Annotated in this window: 30 protein-coding genes and 1 pseudogene; 13 read left to right on the top strand and 18 right to left on the bottom strand. The window is 67.8% G+C overall.

The window, feature by feature from the left end; translation table 11 throughout:
* The 6 genes from KIK15_RS17760 to KIK15_RS17735 are packed head-to-tail and all read left to right on the top strand — an operon-like array spanning position 1 to position 6,773.
* Positions 1–1,692 (top strand): hypothetical protein, encoded by a 1,692-nt coding sequence (locus KIK15_RS17760; protein WP_214246139.1) that lies wholly within the window; start codon positions 1–3, stop codon positions 1,690–1,692.
* Positions 1,679–2,350, top strand: a complete 672-nt coding sequence (locus KIK15_RS17755; RefSeq protein WP_214246137.1) for a hypothetical protein — start codon at positions 1,679–1,681, stop codon at positions 2,348–2,350. Before KIK15_RS17760 ends, KIK15_RS17755 begins: the two co-directional genes overlap by 14 nt.
* A complete protein-coding gene (locus KIK15_RS17750; protein ID WP_214246136.1) occupies positions 2,347–4,101 on the top strand; it encodes a type IV secretory system conjugative DNA transfer family protein in 1,755 nt (584 codons plus the stop codon). Before KIK15_RS17755 ends, KIK15_RS17750 begins: the two co-directional genes overlap by 4 nt.
* Before the next feature lie 42 nt (positions 4,102–4,143).
* Complete coding sequence (locus tag KIK15_RS17745) at positions 4,144–4,944, top strand: DUF4913 domain-containing protein (protein WP_214246135.1); 801 nt, start codon at positions 4,144–4,146, stop codon at positions 4,942–4,944.
* Positions 4,945–4,954: 10 nt separating this feature from the next.
* The gene (locus tag KIK15_RS17740) at positions 4,955–5,266 is read left to right on the top strand and encodes a hypothetical protein (protein ID WP_214246133.1); all 312 of its coding nucleotides are present in this window, start codon (positions 4,955–4,957) and stop codon (positions 5,264–5,266) included.
* Between the two features lie 46 nt (positions 5,267–5,312).
* Positions 5,313–6,773: a HEPN domain-containing protein gene (locus KIK15_RS17735; protein ID WP_214246131.1), complete on the top strand. Its 1,461-nt coding sequence runs from the start codon at positions 5,313–5,315 to the stop codon at positions 6,771–6,773.
* 458 nt (positions 6,774–7,231) lie between these two features.
* Here KIK15_RS17735 and KIK15_RS17730 read toward each other — a convergent pair whose 3' ends face one another.
* The 6 genes from KIK15_RS17730 to KIK15_RS17705 are packed head-to-tail and all read right to left on the bottom strand — an operon-like array spanning position 7,232 to position 12,086.
* Complete coding sequence (locus KIK15_RS17730) at positions 7,232–7,474, bottom strand: hypothetical protein (RefSeq protein ID WP_214246130.1); 243 nt, start codon at positions 7,472–7,474, stop codon at positions 7,232–7,234.
* Complete coding sequence (locus KIK15_RS17725; protein ID WP_214246128.1) at positions 7,471–7,725, bottom strand: hypothetical protein; 255 nt, start codon at positions 7,723–7,725, stop codon at positions 7,471–7,473. The genes KIK15_RS17730 and KIK15_RS17725 overlap by 4 nt, the downstream gene beginning before the upstream one ends.
* A gap of 9 nt (positions 7,726–7,734) precedes the next feature.
* On the bottom strand, positions 7,735–8,616 hold the full coding sequence (locus KIK15_RS17720; protein ID WP_214246127.1) for a hypothetical protein: 882 nt from the start codon (positions 8,614–8,616) through the stop codon (positions 7,735–7,737).
* Complete coding sequence (locus KIK15_RS17715; protein WP_214246125.1) at positions 8,600–10,006, bottom strand: hypothetical protein; 1,407 nt, start codon at positions 10,004–10,006, stop codon at positions 8,600–8,602. Before KIK15_RS17715 ends, KIK15_RS17720 begins: the two co-directional genes overlap by 17 nt.
* Positions 10,003–11,649: a relaxase/mobilization nuclease domain-containing protein gene (locus KIK15_RS17710; protein WP_214246124.1), complete on the bottom strand. Its 1,647-nt coding sequence runs from the start codon at positions 11,647–11,649 to the stop codon at positions 10,003–10,005. Before KIK15_RS17710 ends, KIK15_RS17715 begins: the two co-directional genes overlap by 4 nt.
* On the bottom strand, positions 11,646–12,086 hold the full coding sequence (locus KIK15_RS17705) for a hypothetical protein (RefSeq protein WP_214246123.1): 441 nt from the start codon (positions 12,084–12,086) through the stop codon (positions 11,646–11,648). Before KIK15_RS17705 ends, KIK15_RS17710 begins: the two co-directional genes overlap by 4 nt.
* A gap of 399 nt (positions 12,087–12,485) precedes the next feature.
* Between KIK15_RS17705 and KIK15_RS17700 the strand changes: the two genes are divergently transcribed.
* The 6 genes from KIK15_RS17700 (at position 12,486) to KIK15_RS17675 (ending at position 16,895) form a co-directional block, all read left to right on the top strand.
* Positions 12,486–12,926 (top strand): hypothetical protein, encoded by a 441-nt coding sequence (locus tag KIK15_RS17700; protein ID WP_214246122.1) that lies wholly within the window; start codon positions 12,486–12,488, stop codon positions 12,924–12,926.
* Between the two features lie 134 nt (positions 12,927–13,060).
* On the top strand, positions 13,061–13,687 hold the full coding sequence (locus KIK15_RS17695) for a hypothetical protein (RefSeq protein WP_214246120.1): 627 nt from the start codon (positions 13,061–13,063) through the stop codon (positions 13,685–13,687).
* Positions 13,684–13,824 (top strand): hypothetical protein, encoded by a 141-nt coding sequence (locus KIK15_RS17690; protein ID WP_214246118.1) that lies wholly within the window; start codon positions 13,684–13,686, stop codon positions 13,822–13,824. Before KIK15_RS17695 ends, KIK15_RS17690 begins: the two co-directional genes overlap by 4 nt.
* Positions 13,825–14,233: 409 nt before the next feature.
* Entirely contained in the window at positions 14,234–15,016 is a 783-nt protein-coding gene (locus KIK15_RS17685; protein ID WP_214246116.1) for a hypothetical protein, read from the top strand.
* A gap of 72 nt (positions 15,017–15,088) precedes the next feature.
* The gene (locus KIK15_RS17680; protein WP_214246114.1) at positions 15,089–16,405 is read left to right on the top strand and encodes a hypothetical protein; all 1,317 of its coding nucleotides are present in this window, start codon (positions 15,089–15,091) and stop codon (positions 16,403–16,405) included.
* Positions 16,406–16,559: 154 nt separating this feature from the next.
* Positions 16,560–16,895 carry a hypothetical protein gene (locus KIK15_RS17675; RefSeq protein ID WP_214246112.1) on the top strand — a complete coding sequence of 112 codons (336 nt, stop codon included), beginning with the start codon at positions 16,560–16,562 and terminating at the stop codon, positions 16,893–16,895.
* 7 nt (positions 16,896–16,902) lie between these two features.
* On the opposite strand, the gene KIK15_RS17670 is transcribed toward KIK15_RS17675, so the two are convergent.
* The 12 genes from KIK15_RS17670 to KIK15_RS17615 all read right to left on the bottom strand — a co-directional run bounded on the left by KIK15_RS17670 (position 16,903) and on the right by KIK15_RS17615 (position 22,189).
* On the bottom strand, positions 16,903–17,745 hold the full coding sequence (locus KIK15_RS17670) for a Fic family protein (RefSeq protein ID WP_214246110.1): 843 nt from the start codon (positions 17,743–17,745) through the stop codon (positions 16,903–16,905).
* Positions 17,742–17,927, bottom strand: a complete 186-nt coding sequence (locus KIK15_RS17665) for a hypothetical protein (protein WP_214246108.1) — start codon at positions 17,925–17,927, stop codon at positions 17,742–17,744. The genes KIK15_RS17670 and KIK15_RS17665 overlap by 4 nt, the downstream gene beginning before the upstream one ends.
* An 85-nt stretch (positions 17,928–18,012) precedes the next feature.
* Complete coding sequence (locus KIK15_RS17660; RefSeq protein ID WP_214246106.1) at positions 18,013–18,273, bottom strand: WhiB family transcriptional regulator; 261 nt, start codon at positions 18,271–18,273, stop codon at positions 18,013–18,015.
* Positions 18,274–18,283: 10 nt separating this feature from the next.
* Positions 18,284–18,487, bottom strand: coding sequence for a hypothetical protein (locus KIK15_RS17655; protein ID WP_214246104.1), 204 nt, complete (start codon positions 18,485–18,487; stop codon positions 18,284–18,286).
* An 11-nt stretch (positions 18,488–18,498) separates the two neighbouring features.
* Positions 18,499–19,107 carry a DnaB-like helicase N-terminal domain-containing protein gene (locus tag KIK15_RS17650; RefSeq protein WP_214246102.1) on the bottom strand — a complete coding sequence of 203 codons (609 nt, stop codon included), beginning with the start codon at positions 19,105–19,107 and terminating at the stop codon, positions 18,499–18,501.
* A 59-nt stretch (positions 19,108–19,166) separates the two neighbouring features.
* Positions 19,167–19,325: a hypothetical protein gene (locus KIK15_RS17645; RefSeq protein ID WP_214246101.1), complete on the bottom strand. Its 159-nt coding sequence runs from the start codon at positions 19,323–19,325 to the stop codon at positions 19,167–19,169.
* 15 nt (positions 19,326–19,340) lie between these two features.
* Positions 19,341–19,580 (bottom strand): glutaredoxin-like protein NrdH, encoded by a 240-nt coding sequence (gene nrdH / locus KIK15_RS17640; RefSeq protein ID WP_214246100.1) that lies wholly within the window; start codon positions 19,578–19,580, stop codon positions 19,341–19,343.
* A 333-nt stretch (positions 19,581–19,913) separates the two neighbouring features.
* Positions 19,914–20,096, bottom strand: a complete 183-nt coding sequence (locus tag KIK15_RS17635; RefSeq protein WP_214246099.1) for a hypothetical protein — start codon at positions 20,094–20,096, stop codon at positions 19,914–19,916.
* Positions 20,093–20,266, bottom strand: a complete 174-nt coding sequence (locus KIK15_RS17630; RefSeq protein WP_214246097.1) for a hypothetical protein — start codon at positions 20,264–20,266, stop codon at positions 20,093–20,095. Before KIK15_RS17630 ends, KIK15_RS17635 begins: the two co-directional genes overlap by 4 nt.
* Positions 20,267–20,285: 19 nt before the next feature.
* Positions 20,286–20,465 (bottom strand): hypothetical protein, encoded by a 180-nt coding sequence (locus KIK15_RS17625; RefSeq protein WP_214246096.1) that lies wholly within the window; start codon positions 20,463–20,465, stop codon positions 20,286–20,288.
* A gap of 410 nt (positions 20,466–20,875) precedes the next feature.
* Positions 20,876–21,169, bottom strand: coding sequence for a hypothetical protein (locus tag KIK15_RS17620; RefSeq protein ID WP_214246094.1), 294 nt, complete (start codon positions 21,167–21,169; stop codon positions 20,876–20,878).
* Between the two features lie 45 nt (positions 21,170–21,214).
* Positions 21,215–22,189, bottom strand: a complete 975-nt coding sequence (locus KIK15_RS17615; protein ID WP_214246092.1) for an ArdC-like ssDNA-binding domain-containing protein — start codon at positions 22,187–22,189, stop codon at positions 21,215–21,217.
* 353 nt (positions 22,190–22,542) lie between these two features.
* Here KIK15_RS17615 and KIK15_RS17610 point away from each other — a divergent pair.
* Positions 22,543–22,773, top strand: a pseudogene (locus KIK15_RS17610) (hypothetical protein); the annotation flags it as partial.

The raw sequence follows: 22,773 nt of genomic DNA, 5'->3' as shown, positions 1-22,773 counted from the left end.
ATGGGAACACATTCGATCATTGAGGCGGTCGCAGAACGGCCCGCCCATCTCCCTGACGTCGATGTCGCGGTGGCGGTTGAAGCCGAACGCGTCTCCATGGGACAGAAAGTGTTGCGGGCGTTGGGGTTAGGACCCCACCCTGATGCAGTCGCCGACATACCCGGCGAGGTGTCGTTCGACGACATTCCCACCGACCTGCCCTTCGATGTGCTCAACGCCGCACTCGGACCTCGACCACCAGCCAAAGGGTTCCGCCGACCGTTCGGTGGCTGGGCAGCCAACGTGGAACCAGGCACCTGGTGGCAGTCAACAACAGCGGAAATGCCCGGCTTCTACCCGTTTCCCGCACCCAGTGGCGCCCGGGTGCGGGGTGTACCGATCGGCCGCAACCTGCACACCGCCGAACCAATCGGTCTCGACCCCGCGCAGTGGCTGGTCGACGGCCTGGTCACCAACACTGGGATCTGGGTGCAAGGACAGCCCGGTATCGGCAAGTCATCGTTCCTCAAACGACTACTCATGGGGCTGGTCGGATTCGGGTTCATGGGCATCATCCCCGGCGATCTCAAAGACGAATACACCCCACTCGTCGACGCCATCGGCGGTCAGGTGTTCCGCATCGGCCGGGGCCTGCATTCCCTCAACCCCCTCGATCGTGGCCCACTGATCGCCGTCATCGCCGCCACCACCGGAGCCGAACGCGACCAGCTCGAATCGTTGGCCAACAGTCGCCGCTTGGCCCTGCTGGAATCGCTGCTGGCGATCGTCGGCCGCGCCGAGCTGACCCCGACCGAGCGACTGCTGCTGGGCACCGCAACCGCGATCGCCGACGATGCCGCCGGCACCGAAGAACCCACCATCCCCGACGTGCTACGCGCCCTCGACCACGGCAGCGATGCGCTGCGCAAAATTATGGCCGTCCCCGCCGCACTACCCGGCGCGCAGGACATGACCTATCAGCGTGAGATCCGCGAGTTCCGCAACACCCTGCACCTGTTGTGCTCCGACAACGGCCCCATCAAGGGAATGTTCGATCGGCCCTCGACGATCAAGGTCACCAAAGATCTACCGGCAGTGTCACTGTCACTGTCAGCGATCGAAGACGACGGCGACGACGTCGTTGGCGCAGCAATGCTCTGCTCCTGGACCTGGGGTGCTGCGGTCATCGAAGCCCAACAAGCATCTGGGAACCGCCGCAACATCTTTCAACCCCAAGACGAGCTGTGGCGTGGCCTGCGGGCCGGTCCGGGACTGGTCGAGAAAACCGACCGCATGACCCGACTCAACCGCCACCGCGGGATCGTCTCGGCACAGTCGACGCACTCGCTGTCTGACCTTGACGCCCTGGCCACCGTCGAGGACCGCGCCAAGGCCCGCGGTATGGCCGCACGCAACGCCATCAAGGTCCTCGGCGGCCTCGACGGGGAAGAGATGAAGCGCCTGCACGAGCTGACCCCGTTCACCAGCCGGGAGCGGGCCATGGTCACCAGCTGGTCGGCACCCCCGACCTGGGTGCCCGGACAGCGCCACCCCGGCCGCGGAAAATATTTGGTGAAATCCGGTGCCCGCATGGGCCTTCCGGTCGTCATGGAGTTCGACCCCGCCGAAGCCGCCCTCTACAACACCGATACCGCCTGGAACGGCGTCACCGCCAGCTTCGACCACAAAGGACCCGCCCGTGAACACGCGTAATTATCCACCGGTGCTGGTGGCCCCCACCCGCACTGCCCTGGCCGCCTACCTGCGCATGCACCCGGCCGCCACTGTCATCAGCCCCGACCCGGCCGCCGTCACCGCTGACCAGCGATCCTGGTGGCCACTCCTCGACATGTGCGCCGATCAGTCGGTCGCTGCGACCGCCGCCGATCACCTCACCCGAGACCTGCCCGCGAACCTCACTCTCGCTGTGCCTGACGCCGCCACCGTGCTTACCGGGGCGTTGCACGCCGCGGCGCTGGTCGGGTGGCCGCCGGTCACCGTCGCCCACATCCTCGATGCCGGAGCCATCCCCACCATCGTCGAGCTTCTGGGTGCCGACGGCGACGACGATCTCGCTCTGTGTGTGGCGGCCGCGGCCGGTGACCTCGCCCCAGACCGCGATGTCGTGCGGCATGCCGCCGCCCTCGCCGGACGTGAACTGCTTGCGGCCGCCGCAGCGATCACCGGGCCCACCCGCGGCTACGACACGGGCGGAAACGGTGTGTGGCGGGAAGTCCGCGGCGCACAGTCCTCGACGGTGATCGTCCACACCGACGACACCGCACTCGGCCACGTCATCGCCGACCGTCTGTTCCTCCTCGCGTCCGCCACTGAAAGTTCGGGCCAGACCCGGCGGGGGTCGGTGGCATGAGCAACAACCAGGCCGCCGACAAACAGATGCAAGCCATAGGTTTCGTCGGCCTGGCGGTCATCACCGCAATCGGTGCCGCGATCATCGGCCACAACATGCTGGGATGGCCGACCTGGCTTCCCGTCACCGTGGTCGTCGTGGTCCTCATCGCCACTGCAGTGGTGGCGTATGCGACGCGCTCGTGGTGGTTACAGAGCCCTGCCGACCGCAAGCTGCGCGACGCCAGTGACCTCGGCGACGTCATGGGTGCCGGGGCGATCGACAAGGGCGCAGAGCTACGCGGCCTCAGCGACGACGATCCGGCCCGCTCAGGGCTCACCGCCGAGGACGTCGCGATGGCCATCGGCGTCGTCCGCCGCCAGGGCACCACCAAAGGTGGGCAGCGGGTCTACAAAACCCTCGAGGACTTCACCCTCATCATCATGGGGCCGCGATCGAACAAGACCAGCTCACAGGCGGTTCCACGCATCCTCGCCGCCCGCGGCGCAGTGGTAGCCACCTCGAACAAGCCGGACCTGTGGATCTTGACCGCCGCGCTGCGCAAAGAGGTCGGGCCGATCTACGCCTACGACCCGGGCCGGATCGCGTTCGTCGACCAGATGTGGTGGTGGAACATCCTGTCCGCCGTCGTCGACTACAAATCGGCCAAGCGGGTGGCCACCCACTTCATGGCCGCGGTCGGCACCAACAACTCCGACGGCGGTAACTCCGGGTTCTTCGACTCCTCGTCCAAGCAGATGCTGTCTCGGACCCTGCTCGCGGCCGCCGTCGCGGGCCGGTCGATGCGCGAGGTCATCGAGTGGATCGACGGATACTCCGCCGAACCGGTGGAGCTGCTGCGCGATCACGGCCTACACCGCCACGCCCGCGCCCTGGAAGCCCAGTGGGGACTCCCGCAGGAAACGTTGGGCGGCATCCAGGGTGGCGCATCGGCGGCCCTGGAATCGCTGCAAGACGAGTCAGACCTGTGCTGGGTCACCCCACCGTCAACGTGGGAGACCCCACCCACCCGCGAGATCCCCGAACTGGACCTGTGGACCCTGTTCGCCCCGGAGGAGAAGGACGCACCGACGCTGTATCTCATGACCCAGGAGGGGGCGGAGTCCTCCGGCCCGGTGGTCGCAGCGATGGTTGATCAGATCTTCAAGCTCGGCGACCTCGCAGCGTCGGCGTCGGGTGGGCGCATCAGCCCGGAACCGGTGATCGTCCTCGACGAGGCCGCGAACATCTGCCGCATCCCCGACCTGCCCGCCAAGGCGTCGCACCTGGGCTCGAAAGGCATTCTCGTGGACGTGATCTTGCAGTCCTACCAGCAAGGCATGGGCGTGTGGGGCCGTGAGGGCATGGCCGCGATGTGGGGTGCGTCGACCTGCCGCATCATCGGTGCCGGTCTACAGAACGTCGACGACGCCCGCATGGTGAGCGACCTCGTCGGCACCCACGAAGTGTGGAAAGAATCGCTGAGCATCGGACCGGGCGGAAAAACGAAGAACCGCAGCCAGGTCCGCGAACCGATCCTGCCACTGGAAGAGGTCGCCGGCCTGAGCCGCAACCACGCCCTACTGATTCGCCAGGGCTCGCGACCGGTCCTGCTCGACCTGCTGCCGTGGTACCGCGAGACCGACAACGCCGCGGCGATCACCAAGCACGCCCGCGAGTACACCGCGACGGTGCGCGACACCGCGATCCGGGAACTCGGCGACGACAACCCGCTCGGTGCGCGTCTACGCCACCGTCTCAGCGCGGTCTAACGCCATGACGGCCAATCGAGGCGAGTCGTGGTGGTGGGGGAAATGAGTGACAGCGACCGCGAGCTCGCCGATCTGCGCGACGCCCTCGCCGCGATGCGTGCCCAGCTCGACGACGTCAGAACCCAGTCCGAGATCCACGCCGACGGTATGGCGCAGCTCGAATCGACACTGGCCACACTCGGTGACATCGTCGCCGACCCCGACACCGCGGCCGTCGGCGAGACCGACGACTCCGAAGGGCAGGCCGGCGGCAGCTCTGATGTACTTTCCGCGGCCGACAACGGCCCCCCGGTGCTCGACGTCCTCCGACCGTGGGTGATGGCCAACGTCAGCGACTGGTGCGAACGCAAGGTCGCCGCCGGCGGCGGCGGGGGAACCCGGTGGTGTTCCCGGTGGGATCTGCACCCTGAGGCGATCACCCGATTGTGGGCGCTCCGCGCCCAGCAGCTCATTGCCGCCGCCGAGGGCGCAGCCGCACTGTCGGGGTACCTACGTGACCACTTCGACCACCACGTCGCCGTGCTCACCGGGGCCGGCGGCCCCTTCCACGCCTGCACCCCGGAAAAGCACAGTCCGCCCAACTCACACGACCGCCGCTACCTGCCCACCACCGCGCCGGGCCTGCCGGCCGTAGCCGGGTTGATCACCGGTCTCCCCATGAACCCGCCATCGGTGGTCCCACTCCCAATCTCGACCGGACCACACGGTGGCGCGGTGGGTGTGGCCGGAACCAACGGCACGGAAAGTCCGTGGGCTCCCCAGCCCCACAACACATTCCAGCTGCCCGGCCACACCCGCCACCCACACCCCGACCCCAACAATCCACCACGTGATGAGAGATGAGAGGCACCCCATGACCGCACCTGTCACAGCGGCGACGATCCTTGCCGCACTACAGAACCTCACCCGCGGCTACTACGAGTACGCCGCGGGCCAGGCCGGCACCACGGTCGCGGTCACGCTCGAAGAAGTCGGCGACGTCCTCGCCCGCTGCAACCCCACTACCTGGAACGACCACGTCCGCGAGCTCCCGGCCCGCGACGTCGCCGACCAGATCAGCGCGAGTCTGTCGCTGGTGATGCGTGACCTCGACGTGACGACACCCAACTGGGCGGCGCTCAACCGCGTGCGCTGTCAGATCAGCGCGACCGCACATCCCATTTGACCGTTGACCCATACCCGCGCGGGAACCGCAAATAGCATCACTGAGCATGGCGTTTGAGCGGTTCCCAGATCCGACACCCGAGTCCATCGGCCAGTTTCAGATGGTCGATGCTGCCGGCGATCCGCTGAGTCCCGTGCGAACAGGGATCCTCCGGTTCACCGACGATCGCGCCGTACTGGAAGTCAGCCCCGGGTTCACTCCGACAATCAAGTGGGTCGAGCAGCCGGACGGCAATGGTTTGGTGGGGAGCCACGTAGACGAGCCGGCTGAATCAGTCGTCCTGGGGTCGCTGGCGGTCAATCCGAACCAAGTCACGCTATGGGGAGTGAATACGACCCGCCGGCGGTCTGTCGGATTCTCTTTGCCCGGACAGGACGCCCCAGGGAACCAGGTGATGCGTACCGACTGGTGCCTCGTCGGGGACCACGTCGCGGACCCAGGGACAACGTTCGGCGAGGTGCGCGTCAACGTGACCAACCTTCACGAATGGGCGGGCATAAGCACCACATCGCAGACCATGCCGCTCGACGGGAAGGGGCCTCGGTCTTGGACGCTGGATCTTCCAGATTCCCCCACTGCAGCCCTGGTCGACCAGCCAGGACAGCTGCGGTTGGTGCCGCAGGCGACCATGTCGCCCCCGGAGTTCGGCGGCTTTCGCGTATCGACGAACACAACCGCGGTCATCACGGTTGATACCGCCCCCACCCTGCCCGACGCGCTTCATCGGCTAGCTACGCCGATCGCGACCCTGATGACCTTGCTGTCGGGGGCCGAGAGCTCGGTTCGACGCGTGGAGGTGAAGAACGACGACGTTCGTGTGGAGGTCTTCGGCTATCAGGTGGCGACGGACGCACCGGAGAGCGCCGGCGACTTACTGCTCTACCGAAGCGTGCTCGGCGACGAATTCCTGCCGCGCTGGCTGGAACTGGCGCAGCGTGTTACCCCCGTGCCGCAGATCCTCGCGGCGGCATGGAGCGATGAGTTCACCACCATCGACACCGAGGCACTGACCCTGGCCACCGTCGCGGAAATGCTCCACCGTCGGCTGTATCCGGCTGCGACTCGATTCTCGGACGGACAGATCGCTCAAGCAACCGAAGCACTTCGAGAATCGCAGGTCGACGATGCGGTCAAAGACAGCCTGATTGAGGCATTGCAGGGCTGGTGGGCTGAGGAGTCCTACCCACAACGACTCAAACAGCTCGCCGAACCTGTTGCCGCAGCGGTGCCCTCCGCGGTGGGGAAGATCGGCCGGTGGAAAGAAGCTGTTCGAGCGCAGCGAGTCGCCGCGGCGCATGGTCTTGGCGAAGACGATGCAGGGGCGGCACCCGACATTCTCGAGGTGTACGCGTTGACTCAATCACTCCGCTGGGTGCTGACGTTCCGGCTGCTTCTTGAGGCCGGGGTTACACCCGACCAGCTGGCCACTGCCGCAGAGCAGAGTGAGCGCTATCGGAATGCGGTCCGGCTGTGGAACGAACGGCTGCCGCGGATATACGCCGAGTGAGATCGGTCAGCGGTGACGCCACAATTCGCCGATGGTGTGCGTCGGGGTGTGGCTCAGCGTGACGGCCGTGCGCGCTGATTTGGGCTGCCCGTCAACAGGCATGTCGAGGACAACACGCAGCTCCGGTTGCACTTGCAGGGTGCGACGATGATCGGACGTCCATGCGTCGGTGGGTCCGAGCTCGGCCACGAGCCCTACCCGACCGGCCCCGTTGACGTAGATCCCTGAGTGGTCAAGGGGCCGCGGACCGGCGTCATATCGTCCGAGCCGACCCGGCTGATTTCCAGCTCAGGCCGCAGCGGACCCCACCCTTCCGCCTCCCATTCATCGGACGAGATGGTCAGCGACCAGCGATGGTTGGGCAGCATCGCCCGATCGGCGACGGAGATGAAGAGATCCGCCTGAAAGCGCATCGTGTCGGCTAGTGGTGGCCGATACGCACGACACCTCGGGATCGATCAACTCCAAGACAGGCGTTTTAAGATTCGGAACCAGCACGGGTAGAAGTTGAGATCGGGTTGCTGTGGTGGTGCTATTTGCTTCCCGCCCGGAACCTCCCGGGACACCTGGTGGTCCGCGACGGTCACGGCGTATGTGGCGCGGTCGGTGGAGAACACCAGAGCGACGACCGACCCGCCAGGGACCAGGACCACGACGGTGTCCAGCTCGGGCGCGACGTCGTCGGCGAACCACTTCTTCACCTGCGCCACCACGTGGAATGTTCGGTGGTCGGCAGCGGCCGGAGCGTGTGGGCGTCCTCGTCGAGGCCCACAATCCACGTAGCGTCCTCGCCGCGAGCTGCATTGCACAGACCGGCGATCTGACGAGCCGACTTGCGGTAATCGTCGTACCACTCGCCCTTGCACTCGACGTAGTCGTCCTCAAGCTGATGGCCGGCGAGGACGCGTGTGACCTGATTGCCGACGCGGTTCTCGACCTGGATCTTGTTCACATCTCGACGCTAATGGTCGGCGGCGGCGACGGTCGCGGTTGAGACCTGCCCCTTCGACTGCTCTGAGACCGTCGGCGGTGTCGACCACCACCGGCGGTCGACGACGAAGCAGGCCACGATGACAGCGACAGCGGGGACGCCGAAGAGGTAGTTGATGGCGTCGCCGTTCGCCCAGAGATCCCAGTGAATGAGTGCGTCCCAGGCGATGTGCAGTGCGATGAACCCGGCGAGGATGGTCCAGGACCGCCACCGCCAGATGATGTATGCCGACACCGCCGCCCACAGAACGAGCGCAACGACTGACCAGCCGTAGTACAGGTGATAGGCGAGCCGGGCAGCGATCAGGATTGGGAGTGCGATCACAGCGCGTCGGGTGAACAGACCGACGGCCATGGCCAGGCCGGCCACGACGATCAGTTCTTCACCGATTCCTGCGTGGACGGCAAGGATCATCGACGCCGACACTGGGGTACCGGACCGGGTTTCGGGGGCGGGGAGTCCAGCTCCGTGGGCGAGCATCGCTTGTTGAATGAGTTGCGCCGCGACTAGAGCGAGTGCGTAGACCGCGATCGCCGCGGCGATCACCACCGGCCCTACCGGCGAGGTCCGGTCTGCGCGTGGCCAGCGGAACCCGTCACCGGCGGTGAGCGCTCCAGCCCACACGACGAGCACAAGCGCGATCACCGTCGCGGAATTCTCCGCAATGACGTACGCCCAGTCGTAGGAGCCGGGGCCGCCGGTGGCGCTGCTCCGGATACTCAGGTCTGCACCGAGAAGCGCCTCCACCGAGGCAAAAATCCCGAGGCCGAAGGCAAGGATGTAAGCGAGGACGAGTCCCGCCGAGACTGCTATCCGGTCGGCGAGCGTCAGGGTGTTAGCGGGTCCGGGCACGGCGGTTGGTGTTCTGCTGTGGCGCGCGGGCCGGTCCGCCGCGGCGGGGCCGCGGGTTGGCGGTGCGGACGGCGTTGCCGTCGGCGGTGCGTGAGGGTGCGGCGGCGGCGCGTTCGGCTGCGCGTTCGGCGGTGGGGGGTTCGGCGGCGTGGCGGGCGCGGTCGGATTCGGCGTTCTCGGCGAGGTCGCGTTCGTCGTCGGCGGTGTGTTCGTGGTCGACGCTCTGGCCGTGTTCGAGCGCGATGTCGGCGCGCTCGGTGTCGCGGTCGAGGGTGTCGTCGACCGCGGGTGGCGCGATGGTGGCGAGGGCGTGTTCGTCGACGCGTGCGGTCTCTTCGTGTTTGGCCGCGGCGTCGGTGTTGGTGTCGGCGCGGGCGATATGGTCGGCGATGTGGGCGTCGTCGACCGACAGCAGCCCGGGGTATTTGTCGGCGAGCTGGGCGTCGAATGCGTCGTCGAACTGGCCGATGAGGCGGGCGGCGCGGGCCCGATCGGCGGGGGTGTCGAGGGCTTCGGTGGCGAGCCATTCCGTCGCGGCTTCGCGGCGGGCGGTGTCTTCGTCGCTGGGGCCGGGTTGCCCGGCCGCGGTCTTGCGCATCTGCCACATCGCCAGGCCGGCGGGGGAGCGGACCTGCTCGGTGAACCGCAGACCGGCGACCGCATCGGCGAGGGTGTCGGGGTCGGCGCCGGCGGTGATGAGGTCATCGAACTGCTTCTCCACGCGCGCCCACGACGGGTGACCGGTGACCCGATCGGGGACCCGGTCACCGAGACGGTCCGCCAGATCGCGCCGCTCTCGGGTCTCAGCCTCGTCGCGGCCGCGTGTCTCGGTCCGCTCATCGGCCGCCGCGGCGGTGGTGCTGGCCCGGGTGTCGTCAAGGCCGCCCCGCACCTTGTCCTCGGCGATCTCGCGGGCGACGTCGCGCAGCTCGGTGAGACTGTCGTCGCTGGGGGAGTCAGCGAGCCAGGACCGCACCCGTGCGCCCATGTCGGCCGACCCGGCCGCGACGGTGACCGTGCGGTCGTCGAGGGTGGCTTGCACGACCTGGGTGTGGTCGTCGAGGTCAGCGAACGAGATAGTCATCCCCGATAGGCGGTGCTGGTGGCTGGTGATGTCGCCGTCAGCGACCCGCTGGTTCCATTCCTGCGCCTGGGCGGGGGTGAGGCGGTCGATGCCGTGGGCGTCGGCGGCGAGCTCGAGACGGGCGGCGTGCTCGGCGTCGGACCATCCAGCCCGGCCGCGTGCCTCGCGGACCGCACGCAGACCACTGGCCAGTGTGCGGGCGGCCATCGCCATGCCGAGGACCTGTTCGCGGGGGACACCCATGTGTGGTGTCTCGCGCAGCGCCGCGAGCTCATCGGTGATGGTGGTGGTGCGGGGTCCAGTCATCGTCGAGGTCCTGTCTGCGGTCCGGGGGGAGGGGGCGGGATGCGTCGGGTGGGTGGATCGGTTCGGGGTGCCCCACGTGGCCGCCGCGACAACGCGTGCGCCGCGCGGTGCGGATCACGGGTCGCCGTCGACGTCGCGGGCGTGGCCGCCGCGGTGGACTGGGTGACCCACCCGGTGTGGGTGCGCAGAGCACTGACGCTCTTGCGGGCCGCGGTGCCGCCGGCGGGGGAGCCGGTGCGGTCATGCCACGCGGCGATCTCGGTCACCAGCTCGGCCAGGGCGACGGCGAGCGCGACGCTCGCGGTCTTCGCCGGGCCGCCCTCACCGAGTGCGCCGAGCGCGAGGAGGTTGCGGGATGCGGCGTTGAGGTCGGCGGCGATCCCGGCCAGCGGGCGACCGGTGTCGTGGAGGGCATGTGCGGCCATGCGCGCCGCCCGCGCCGATCGGTGACCGGTCCACACCGACTGGATACGCGGCCCGGTCTGATCGGGTGTCCCGTTCGGCCCGGGATTGCCGGCGGTTACCTTGGCGTAGGTGGCGACCATGCGGTGCGCGGCCACAGCGATATCGCGTTGGGCGGCATACGGCTGGCGGGCGAACGCCCGATGGGCGCGGGTGACGACCTCGCGGGCACCGTCGAGGCGGGTCACCCCGAGATCCCAACTCCGCTCGGCGGGACGGTCGGCGACCACACCGCCGTGGCGGGCGAACTCCGCAGACACCTTCGGCCACGACAGGTCCCGGGCGAGCTTCCCGCCGCCGTAGAACACCGGTCGGCCCTGCCGGTTGCGGTCACCGGGCAACGCCACGGCATACCCGTCGACCGCTCCGGCCCGATCGTGATGCAGGTGCACCAGCAGACCGCGGGTGCGCAGACCGGCGAGGAACTCTTCGGTGTCGTTAGCCGTGGCCGCGGTGTCGGCAACGGCCTGGCGGAGCTGCCCGCGGATCGTCTCTGTCGGATCGGTGCGTGAGGCGACGAACGCATCGGGGTCGGCGGCGCGGCGTGCGGCCTTCTCGAACTCCCCGCGCGCCGCGGGCCGGTCGGCGTCGCGGGCGTTCTGCGCGGTGACGGTCAACCCGAGACGGTCTTCCCACTCCCGCATCACCGATCGCAGGGTGCGGTAGTCGTTGCGGGGGTGCACCCGGGCCCCGGTGTCCTGGCGAACCAGGGTGGCCGCGATGTGAATGTGGTCGTTGCCCTCAGCGCTACGCCCGTGGTGCACCGCGATCCACCGGCACCCGCCCGGATCGTCGGCCGCGGCGATACCCGTCCGCTCCATCACGTCGCGGGCGATCTGCGCCCACGTCTCCTGGGCGAGAGCGCCGTCAGCCGCGGGAATCGCGATCGAGGTATGCCACACATAGCCGTGCTTGGTGAAGCCCGGTTCGCCTTCGGCCGGCTGGCGGCGCGGCAACCCGACCGCCTCGGCCGGGGCGTGGACATGGGCGCGCAACGCGGCCAGCTCGGCGGGATCGAAATCGAAATCGCCGTCGCCGATCATCGACGGCTGCAACGCGCCCGGATCGTTCTGCCACGACGCGATGACCGTCGGCCGGGTGTGCTCGTTGTGCTTGCCCGGACCCATCAGATACGACACCAGGCCGGGCGCATCCCACCCGCGATCCACCTTGCCGATCACCGCAGCCTCCGCAGGATCGCCATCAACTCGGCGTCGACGCGCTCGTTGGTGCGGCGCACGAAATCCAGAATCGCCCCCGATTGCTCGACCAGCTCGCCGGTCGAGTTGGCGTGCCGGGCGACGTCGTTGAGGTTGCCAGCGACGTTGCCCATCAGCCGGCGTAGGTGACGCACCTCGTCGAGAACTTCCCGGGCACCGGAGACAGTGACACCGGCCGCCGGTGCGGCCTCAGCAGTGGGGGAGTCGCTGCGAGCGGCGGTGTCCGCGCGCGCGGCGCGCACCGCCTCCCGGGCAATGTAGGCCCCCGGCCGCAACCCCGCCTGCGCCGCCGCGGCGGTGATCACCGTGCGCTCCTCAGTCGAGAGCCACACCTCACGACGGGTACGCGGCGCACCCGACACATGGGCGCGGTGCCCCCGCGCCGACCGTGTCGCCATTTGCCGTCCCTCTCCGTCTCATCCCGCCCCGCCTGGGGCGCTCACGTGGTCGCGGTCTCCGCCCCCGACCACCCGCCACACCTGGCCAGCCACCGCACTGGCCGCGACTCGTACCACCGAGTCTGGCGACCGCCCGCCGCAGGCGCAAGCCAAAACCCCTGGGTTTTGGCATATCTTGCTCCGGCGCATTCGCCTGAGAGGGAACCGGCAGATTTTCCGGCGGTCACCACCAACAATGCTTAGGACGGCGGGGGGTTCCCGCTGTCGCACACCCGGCTACCCGGCCGGCGGAATCGCTCGCCGATGCGCGGCAACCCCTTGACATTAGAACCATTAGATACATTAGATTCATCGATGGTGGTGGGGAGCGCTCACAGCCGGACAATGAAGGGAGACCTGGTGGCAGCCAAGTCGAAAGCCGCAGGCGCACTGGAGGCGTATCGGCGCGAGATCATCTCCGATGGCATCGAGCAACGGATCGCCGAACTGTCCGACGCGGTCGCGGCATACGAGGCCAATCGTGCCGACCGCAAGGTGCAGGAGAAGGAGCTCGCGGCCCGCCAGGTGCGCGATGAAGACGCACTCCTGGTGGCGTTCGAGGAGGCCAAAGCAGCCGGGGCAAAGCCCGCAGCGTTGGCCAACATCGGGTTGCGTCCGGAGTCGGCGTTGGCGGCCGCGCGGGCGCGTAGCGCCCGGAAAGAGCTGGCCCCCGATGAGCAGCAGACAGACACCGCTGCGGTGAGCCCGGTGTCTGCGATCGAGCCGCCTTTGCCCGCGACGGTGCGTGAGATCAGCGCCGCCGCGATCGACGATCACATCCGCGTGGAGCAGAACGCGTGACCCCCGACCCGCGGACACAACCGTCGTCCCTAGCCACGAGCATCGGCGGCGATTCCATAGAGCACGGCCCACGTAGCCGCGTGTCGGGTCTGAACACTCGAGCGACCCGACTAGTCGAGTCGATCGTCACCACCGTGGCGTCACTGAACGACCCAGGCCATCCTGTCGACACAGTTCTCGACGCAGCCTTCGCGAGCATCCTCGACACCTACCGCCATGCGATGGATGTCCAATCGACAACCGCCGCAACCGAGGTCCGCAATGCAGCCGCACAGGGCACCGCCGATGCCGCCCTCGACGGCATCGACATCCTCGCCGAGGCCTACACGATCCGAGCGGCCGCCGGACCCGACAGCGACGCGCTCCGCGACTTCGCCCGCTCCGAAATCCAGGCATTGAACACTGTCAGTCACGACGCACTCGTCGCTGACACCAGCTACACCGACGGTGGTCGTACACGCGGAGCGGGTCAGATCCTTGCCGCCGCCGATGCCGCCAACTATCTCGACATCACCAGAGTCATGACCGAGCACCTCAGCGCGATCGACGCTGCCAGCCACCTCACCCAGACAGCCGCCGTCACCGAACCCCCCACCGCCGACGCCCGGACCGCCGCAGCCGAGCTAGCTGCCGCCGGCCCCTTCCAGGCTGCCACCACCACACCAGCGACGTCACCGGCGGTGTCACACGGTGTCCAGTCGGCCACCCGCGGACGCCACCGAGCGCCGGCGCGAACTCAGCAGGCGGCCCGAACCCGATGACCACCCACGCCGACACCCCATCCACCGATGGTGCCGGGAGCCTGGTGGTGGGGATAGTCATCGTGTCGATGGTTGCAAGGATCGGGGGACTGACCACCACCCGATACCGCAACCACCCCAGGGGAACCCACCCATGACCGACAGCACACAGTGGACACGTACCCGGCAGTCATTTTCCTGCCCCCAAGACCTCTGGGACAGGTGTAAGCGCGCCTGGGCCGACACCCTCGACACCTACCCGGCGTGGACCGAATGGCTCGAAACCGCGATCGCTGAGGGCGTCACCGCGACCCGCGCCCACACTGGGGGAACCCTCCGGAGCGCTCCCACCCGCATCCCACCCGGCCGCCGTGAACCAGCCCCCGCCGGCACCGCCACCCGCGCCCGCCGATCATTCACCTGCCGCCCCGACATCTGGTCCGATGCCCGCGACGCCTGGTGGACCCAACGCGAACACCACCCCCAACTCAGTGACTGGATCTGCGCCGCCCTCGCCGCGAAAGCCGACACCGTCACCACCGAATCAAGCCACAGGACCCCACCACCATGAAACGCAGCAAAGAGATCCCACCGGCCAGCGCCGAACCGTGGAACACCGACGTCACCGAAACCGTCGCCCCACCGACGATCGACGAGGCCCCGGCCGCCGGCGTCGCTGACGCCCCGCCCGTCGAACTGATTCCGGTCACCGCCGACATTCCACTCACCATTCCGCCCGTCGAGCGGACCGGCGAGCCCGCTCCGGACCGCTCCTCCCAACGCCGCAACATCCGCCATGCCGCACTGGCCGCGGGCGGACTAGTCGCGCTGATCATCGTCACCGCGGTCACCGTGGCAGTGACTCTGGGTGGCATCGGTGGCGGTGACACCACGCCGCACGCGATCGCTCCCGAGCCCGACATCACCTCATCGAATACAACGTCGGCCGCCTCACCAGTCGACCCAAATGCCGATTGCCCCTCGGCCACGAAAGACAACGTGACCACCGGACGCGACGCCGGCGACTACTCCAGCGGCCCCGGAGTCATCAAGAAATACGACTACGCCTTCTACGTCACCCGCTCGGGCGACCAGGCCCGCGACACCGGCGCACCCACGGCAAACATGGGCACCCCCCAGGCCATCCAAACCACCATCGACCAAACCCCGACCGGCACACGCCACTGCCTCCGCATCGTCGACAGCGGGTCAGGGTTGTTTGACGTGACGCTCACCGAAACCCCGCCGGGAGGAGGTACACCCACCATCTATCAGCAGCGGTTCCAGACCACCGTCATCGGCGGCCGGACACTGATCGCGCAGAACCTCCTCAACGTCCGCATCAGCTGACCGCCTCGCTCGACCGGGCCGAGTAACGCCCGTATCTCTTTTTCTCAGCACACAACGAAAGGCGCTACCCCCATGCCGAAAACAGCTACCCCCTGCCCCTACGACACCCCGGATATGGTCGGCCGTCACCGTCGTCGACAGTGCGACATCGATGCCGTGTCCACCGCATCCAGCCACCGAGCGACCCGTGTAATCACCCTCGGTGTACTCGGTGCGATCGCGGCCGCCGCAGTAGGCACCGCAGCCCCAGCCATGGCCGATCCCGGCGGGCAGGGCGGATTCACCACCCCCGGTACCGGGCAGGGCCAAGGCGGATTCACCACCCCCACCACCGGGCAGGGCGGATTCACCCCGGCACCTTCACCGCGCGGCTCAGCCATCCCGACCCTGCCCGAAGAATCCACGCCACTGGTGCTCCCCGTACCTAGCCCGCAAACACCGCCAGCGTTCTACGGCCCCACCGGACCCGTCTACTACAGCCCGCCGGCCACCTACTCGACGTCCTACAGCAGCGCTGCACCCGCAGTCCTGCACGCCCCGCGACCCACCCCTGTGCCGCGCACCATCCTGGCCCCGGTCGGCTACATCCGCATCGGCAACTACATCACCCGTAAACCCGCGCAGCTGTCCAACGCAGACGCCGCCGCGATCAACCAAAACGCTGGCGTCGCCGAAGGAAAGATCGCTCAATTCTGGGAATCAGTTGGTCTACCCAAGGACCAAGCTGCCCGCCGCGGTGCCGCCGCAGTCACTGGCGGCGCCGCCGGCGCCGCCATCGGATTCACCGTGCTCGCCGCACCCGCAGCGATCGGCGGCGCACTGCTAGGGACAGGTATTGGTGCCGCGATCGGTGCATTCGTCCCGCCCTATCCGTTCAACATCGGCACCGGTGCACTGATCGGTGCCGGTAGCGGCGCAGCCGCAATCGGCCTGGGCGCCGGCGTCATCGGCGCCATCGGTGGCGGAATCATCGGTGCGGTCGTCGGCGATCAAGTCGGTGCCGGTGACCCTGGGGCAAACCCCAACGCCCCGACCATCACCCCCGGCACCCAAACCGAGCGGCCCTACCGGGCTGACCCGCCCAACCCGACCGCCAACCAGTACGAGCTGCACCTTGACCGCAAGAACCTACCCGGCGGCGGGAAGGTCGACTACGTCGTCGCCAAGAACGGCGACGTCACCGGACGGGTCACCCTCGGCGCCATCAACGTGCCGATCCACATCAACCACACCCAGGCCGACGCCCCCTTCAAAGCGGCAGGACTCCTCGCCCAAACCGCCCGCGACACCGTCAGCAACGCCGTCGCTGACTTCAGCCGCCAAGCCCAGAAAGCCTTCCCCGGCCTGCACATCACCTTCCCACAACTGACTCCGCCGGCTCGGCGGTAAACCCGTCAGCGAGAACGACGATCCCCGACCCACATCGGTTCGGGGATCGTCCGTTCACGTCAGTCACACTCCCCGCGCGGCCACTGGCGCACCCGGTCATGTCCGAGCACTCTGATACCACCGACAGACCACACCAGCCGATGAGGAGACCGTCATGGTCGACGCGATCGACACCATGCTCGCCAGCGCCAGCTTCGGCGCGGTGTTCCTCACCGTGTGGCTCATGCTCGGTGCGGCGACATTCGCGTTCAGCGTCCTCGTCGGGTTCCTGGTGCGCCGACCCCGACCGGGTCATTGGCTCCCGCCGATCGGCCCGGGCTACCGGCCGCGGTGGGTTCCCGCCCGGACCTGGAGCCCGATCCTGCTGCGCGCTGCGTTCGCCGCGGCGTGCGCCATGTTCCTGCTACTGCCGCTACTCCTGCTCGTGGCGTTCGCCGGCGTCGGCGGAAACGCTGCCCGCCAGACCCCGTCGGCACCCAACCGGTGGTGACCTCGCTCTAGCGGCCCCGGCCGCGCGGCCGATCCGGCCGCGACGGTGCCGATGTGCTCTGCTCGCTGCGCCCCCGGTAGGGCGGCGAGGGGGCGGCCTGTCCGGACGGGCCGGCCATCGGACCTGCGGCCGCGGCCTGCGCTCTGAATGTCTCCGCGGTTCCCCCGGCCCGGCGGTGCATCATCATCGCCCGGAACACCGCGACCGCTCTCGCGGGATCTCGGGTGTCTTGGGTGGCGGCCAGGGACCCCGGCGCGGTGTCGCCCAAGCGCACCACCCCGGGTGCGAGCTCGGCGGCGAGAAACGATGAGTCCGTGGTGGCCATCGCGACGTGGCGGGCTGCGTGCACCGCGGCGGCGTCGACGACGCGCCAGTCGATGTCCCACCGCGCGTCGGCGAGGTAGCGGTGGAAGAACACCCGCTGGGTTCTCGAGTTCCCATCGACGAACGGGTGGACCCCGGTCAGCTCACCCCAATGGTGGGCGGTCGTGGCGATCGCCGATTCCCGGTCGACGTGGGAGGGACGGTCGGTGGTGATGCCGCCGAACACCCGATGCAGCTCGTCGGCCAGGAACGCCGGCCGACAGTGCGCCATCCCCATCGCCTGGGTGTCGGTAGTGCGCAGCTGCCCCGCCCATGGGTAGACGTCTTGCAGAATCCATCCGTGGATCTCGCGGAGGGTCTCAAACGTGAAGTCGCCGTCGGCGATCGCGGGATCGTGTTCAAGCTCGGCCACCCGGACATAGGCCATGCGACGCTCGAACACCTCAAGATCGGTGACAGACAAGAGGCCGGGCAGGTTATCGGGAACCTGCCCGGCCTCGTCACCGGATGATGAGGACGTGGTCACTGAGAGTGGCGTGACCGGATTTCAGCGAGGACCGCAGCAGCTTCCTGCTCGGGAGTGGTCTCACCGTGCAGCACGCGCAGAGCGGCGGCTCGATCTGCGTCGGTGGCCACCATGCCAGCCATCTCGTGGCCGGCATCGACGGCGGCGAGGATCTGATCGTCAGTGCGTGTGGTGGTGGCCATCAACGATCACCTCTTCCTGTGGTGGTTCACGGTCGATTCTACCTGCTCACCGGTGTCATCGGTGCTGTGCTGTGCTGTGCTGCGCTCATGATGCTCGGCGCCGTGTGTCGTGGTGGGTCAAGCGTCGTCGCTCGACGGGCGAGAGGCCACCCCAGATGCCGAACCGTTCGTCGGTGGCCAACGCCCAGTCCAAGCATTCGCCGGTGACGGGGCAGTCCGCGCAGATGCGTTTGGCTGCGGTATCGCGTTCGCCGACCTCTGGGAACCACAGGTCGGGGTCGACCTGACGGCACAGGCCGTCAGCCTCCCACTCATTCCCAATGCCTGCCGGCTTGAACGGCGTCATGATCGTCTCCTCACTCGAACAGCGGTGGTTGCGCGGCGGCAGCTGCGGCGTCGGTGCGGGCGATGTAGGTGTTGATCCAGTCCTGGATCTCGGCCAGCGACACATTGAATTCGTCGGCGACCGCAGCCAGGGGCAGGCCGTCAACTTTGTGGAGGTCGTAGGCGAGGCGCTGACGGTATCCGTCTGTCTCGTGGCCATATTCGGTGTCGGTCATCGTCATTGTCATCACTCCACTTCGGTGAGGGCCTGGCGTCGGGTGAGCCAGTCTGATTCGGCACGTTGCTGGTATCCGGTGAGCTGCGCCCAGTGCCCGGACAGCTCTTCGATCGGCGCTTCCTGGCGGCGTTGGTCCATCGCGGTCAGCAGCGCGGTGTAGCCACGGCGGTACCACCCGTCGATAACGGCGATCGCGAGGTAGCGCACCTGGCCGGGCACCGCGACCGGCCGGTGCGTGGGAGCGACAAGGGCGAGCATCGTCTTCTGCGCACTTCGGGTGCTGAACTCACCCTGCCCACCGGTCGCGAGCAACTGCGCATTGACCAGAGCGGGAGAGGGCCCGGCGTTCGTGGCGACGGCGGCGATCGCCGCGAAGATGCGTGCGTGCTGGGGCACCCAGAAGTGTTTGATGTCGAGCTGCGCAGCGACGGCGCGGGCGAGGGACGGCGGAGCCCACATCAGCGCGGACAGCAGCTCTTGCTCGAGGTCGGTGGCAACGTCGACCTCCACTTCGGGGTCATCTCCCAACGATCCACCTGCGGTGTAGGCGTCATCGAGCTCGTCGACATCAGCCGGCGGGATCTCCTCGACGCCCAGCTCACTCAGTGCTGCGGTCATATCGTCGTCACTCCTGTCGGGATCCGGATCGATGTCGGTGGGGTCCATGAGGGGAATGATCAGGCGGCCACAGTGCCGGTGGCGTCTTCGTGGGCGAACTGCTCGCAAATGCCGGCAGCGTGCTCGTGCTCGGCCGCGAGCTGCGGGTCACCATCGGCGCGGGCTTGCTCGGCGCGGTCCCAGTGCCAGGCGGCGCGCTGTTCGTAATCAATGGCCATGACGGGTCAGTCCTTTCACGCGGCCTGGGCGGCGGCGAGTGCCTTGATCCGATCGGGGCGAAACCCTGCCCACGACTGGTCACCGGCCACAACTACCGGGGCTTGCACGAAACCCAGGCTCATCACATATTCCAGCGCCTCGGCATTCTCGGTGAGATCAACGACGCCGTAGGCGATTCCCTGCTTGTCGAGAACCTTGTAGGTGGCGTTGCACTGAACGCAGGCAGGCTTGGTGTACACGGTGACGGCAGTCATTGGTTTCGCATCCTTCTCGGTTGGAGTCGACTGTATGCGGGATACCTCGATTCTATGCCCAACAGCGTTGTTGCGCAATCTATTTGACGATTTATCTGTTTCTATTTGGTTACGTTCTCGCGGGTGATGAGGCAGGGCGGATAAGCCATTGTTTGGTCATTTCCTGATATTCGGCAATTCACTTGGGGCGGTCGGCGGTGTCAATGTTGCGGAGGGATATAGGGCCGCGAAATAAGCTCCAATCAAGGGATGGCGGACTCCGTTGGCTGGCGTCGACACGACAGTGCGTTGGCGGTGTGTTCTCGGCGTAGTGCCCTCGGCGTAGAGACTTGGTCAGTCCCCGATCGAGTAGAAGTCGTGGCGGCCGCAGGCGGGGCAGTCGACGGCGTTGCCCCAGGCCTCGGCGGTCCACATGGTGTGGGTGCCACAGTCGCGGCAATGGCCTTCGCGGCAGGCGGTGTCGGCGCAGTGCGGGAGGTATGCGCCCCGCTCGCTGGCGGTGGTGGTGTCGGTCATCGGTTCGTCTCCACGGGGGTGTCCGCGGCTAGAAGTGCGCGGAGCTGGGCGAGCTGTTCGTCGGTGGCGTGCTCGGTGGGTGGTCGGGTGCCGGGGTCGTTCTGGGCGCCGGCGTAGGTGTCGTGCCAGTCGCCGTGCCCGCAGGCGTAGCGGATCGCGGTGGTGATCATGGCTTCTGGCCCTTCTTTGTCAGACGGTGATTTCGGTCGTCGCGGCCTCACAGATCGCGGTGTCGTCGAGGGCGAGGCCAACGAGTTCCGCGCGGTCCTCGACCGTCAGGTCGTCGAATGCCATGTCGCCGGGTCCGGCGATCTGGTCCCAGACCAGGGCTCCCGCTGCGATGGGGTTGATTCCTCGGAACACGGCCATGTCTGGCTCCTCTCGTACCGCCAACTTTTTTGCCCTTCTGGCAGGGGAGATAAAGACCGGCCAGGAGGACGGAGCACAACAGGGGAGCGGCGGCAGTTTCCACGCGAGGCGCAGCCGAGTGCGGGTGTGGAAAGTGGTGTCGGTCCCGCCGGAGGCCGCGGACGCGCTGTTGTGTGCAGGACGACGCCGGTCACAATCGGACGGCCAGAAGGGAAAAGCAACAACGCTTTTCGGCAGTGCGACCGGCAGGGAGCTCCGATCCGGGGTGCGCAGCATCCCGACGGCGTCAGGGCTAGCGCGGCCACAGGCCGCTCCACCCGTGGCACGGTCCGGGCAGGCCCGGTCCTTATGGGCGACGCCCCCGACACCGGGGCCGGACCCAGGTCGAGGCCCGGCACCGGGGCAGGGGGTCAGCCGGTGATGTGCTCGGCCCCGGGTGGGTCGGTGAACGCTTCCCGGATCGCTGTGGCCACAGCGGGGCAGCTCGCGGCGGCGACCGCGCTGTCGCGATGGGTGTTCCAGTCGTCGCGGTGCCATCCGGCGCCAGCGTCGACGGTGACGGTCGCGGCGGGGATCTCGCGGCCGTCGAGGAACAGGCGGGTGGTGGTGTCGCCGTCGGGGTCGCGGACCACGATCAGCTCAACTCGGGTGATGACGCCGTAGAGGGCGTCGCTGGTGGTGGTCCATTTCTGTCGGGTGCTCATGGCGTGGTGTCTCTCCTGTTGGGTGGGTGGTGAATCGGCGCGGGTTCAGGCTGCGTCGGCGGTGTGGGCGTCGGTGTCGTCCTGGTCGTCGGTGTCGTCGTGGTCCTCGCTTTGCGGGTGTAGGGCGTCGGCGATGGTGTGGACGCACGCGAGGACTCGGGTTGCGGTGGCGGTGACGATCTCGGGGTCGCCGTCGGCCCATCCGGTGATGTAGCCGACGCTGTAGGCGCTGGTGTCCAGTCCGCAGAGGGCGGCGACGACATAGGCGACGGATTCGGCTTCGACCTCGCGGATGCCTCGGTGCTGCTCGATGTCGAGGGTGTCGACGCGGTGGCCGTCGGTGTCGGCGTGCAGCAGCATGGCGTGGGCAGTCTCGTGGATCATCGTTTTCGCTGCTTGGGCGGGTGCGAGGTCGGCGTCGACGACGATCAGCTTGGTGCCGTCTACGCGGGTGTATCCGTTCGTCGTGCCGGGGATCTGCTCGCGTGTGATGGTCCACCCTTGGGCGGTGATGAAGGCGGCGACCCGGTCGTAGATGCCGGTTTCGTCGTCGCCGTGGACGTGGGTGACGATGTCGCCGGGCTCGGTGACGGTGCGGTCCTCGGTCCCGTCGATGGGGTCGGTTTGGGCGATGTCGAACACGCTCAGGATGGGGAACCGGGGGATGCGGGTCTCGGTCTCGTCGCCGGTGGCGGGGTCGGTCTCGGTGACTTTCTTCGAGCTGAACCCGAAGATGCGGATTGCTTTCTCGCCCTTGCGGACCTGTCGTCCGAGGGACTGCCAGGTGCGGAATCCGGCGACCTGGGTCGCGTCGGGGCGCTGGGCGGCGATCAGCAGAATGTTGCGCAGGCTGTAGCTGTGGAAGTTCGCGAGGTAGTCGAGCCATTCACGCCAGCCGATTGACTCGGCCATCGTCTGGACCTGTGCGGCGATCTGGGCCTGCATCTGCTCGGCCCGCTCGCGACGCTCGGCGGCTGCCTGCTCGGCGGTCTTGCTTGTGCGTGCGCGACGTGTACCCATGACTGGTGCGACCTCCCATGTCCGCCAATTTTTTTGCCCTTCTGGCAAGGGAGATGAAGACCGGCACAGGAGGACAGAGCACAACCCCGCGAGCGAGAAAGTCTCAGGCGCAGCCGGGTTGAGAGTTTCTCGACCCGAAGGGCACGACAGTGTCGCGGGGTTGTGCGGCGGACGACGCCGGTCACAATCGGACGGCCAGAAGGACGAAACAAGATCCCCGCCCCGGCCGCTAGGCCGGGGTCACTGTGCGACCGCAGGGAGCTCCGATTCGGGGTGCGCAGCGCGCCGGCAGTCACCGACCAACCGCAAGGTATTGGTTGCAAGCAATATCGCTCCAGGCTAATATCGGTGGTGTGTTGATCGATTGGTCGGGCGAATTCGACGCCTATCTGGACCGGCTGGAGGAGGCCGCCAAAACTGACTCCGAGCAGCGCGAACGTCTGGACCTGCTACTGGCGGAGTTGCAGGTGCTCGACGAGCTCGACGCGCCGCCGACCGAGGAGACGGCGACGTTGAAGCGTGTACGCCAGTCGCGTCGGTTCCCGGTCTGGCGGGTGTCGCATCCGTTTCGGCAGGGGATCGCC

This window comes from Williamsia sp. CHRR-6 (genome assembly GCF_018474015.1).
Classification (GTDB): domain Bacteria; phylum Actinomycetota; class Actinomycetes; order Mycobacteriales; family Mycobacteriaceae; genus Williamsia_A.
The sequence above is the reverse complement of the archived record's forward strand: the minus strand, read 5'-3'. Positions and strand labels throughout refer to the sequence as shown.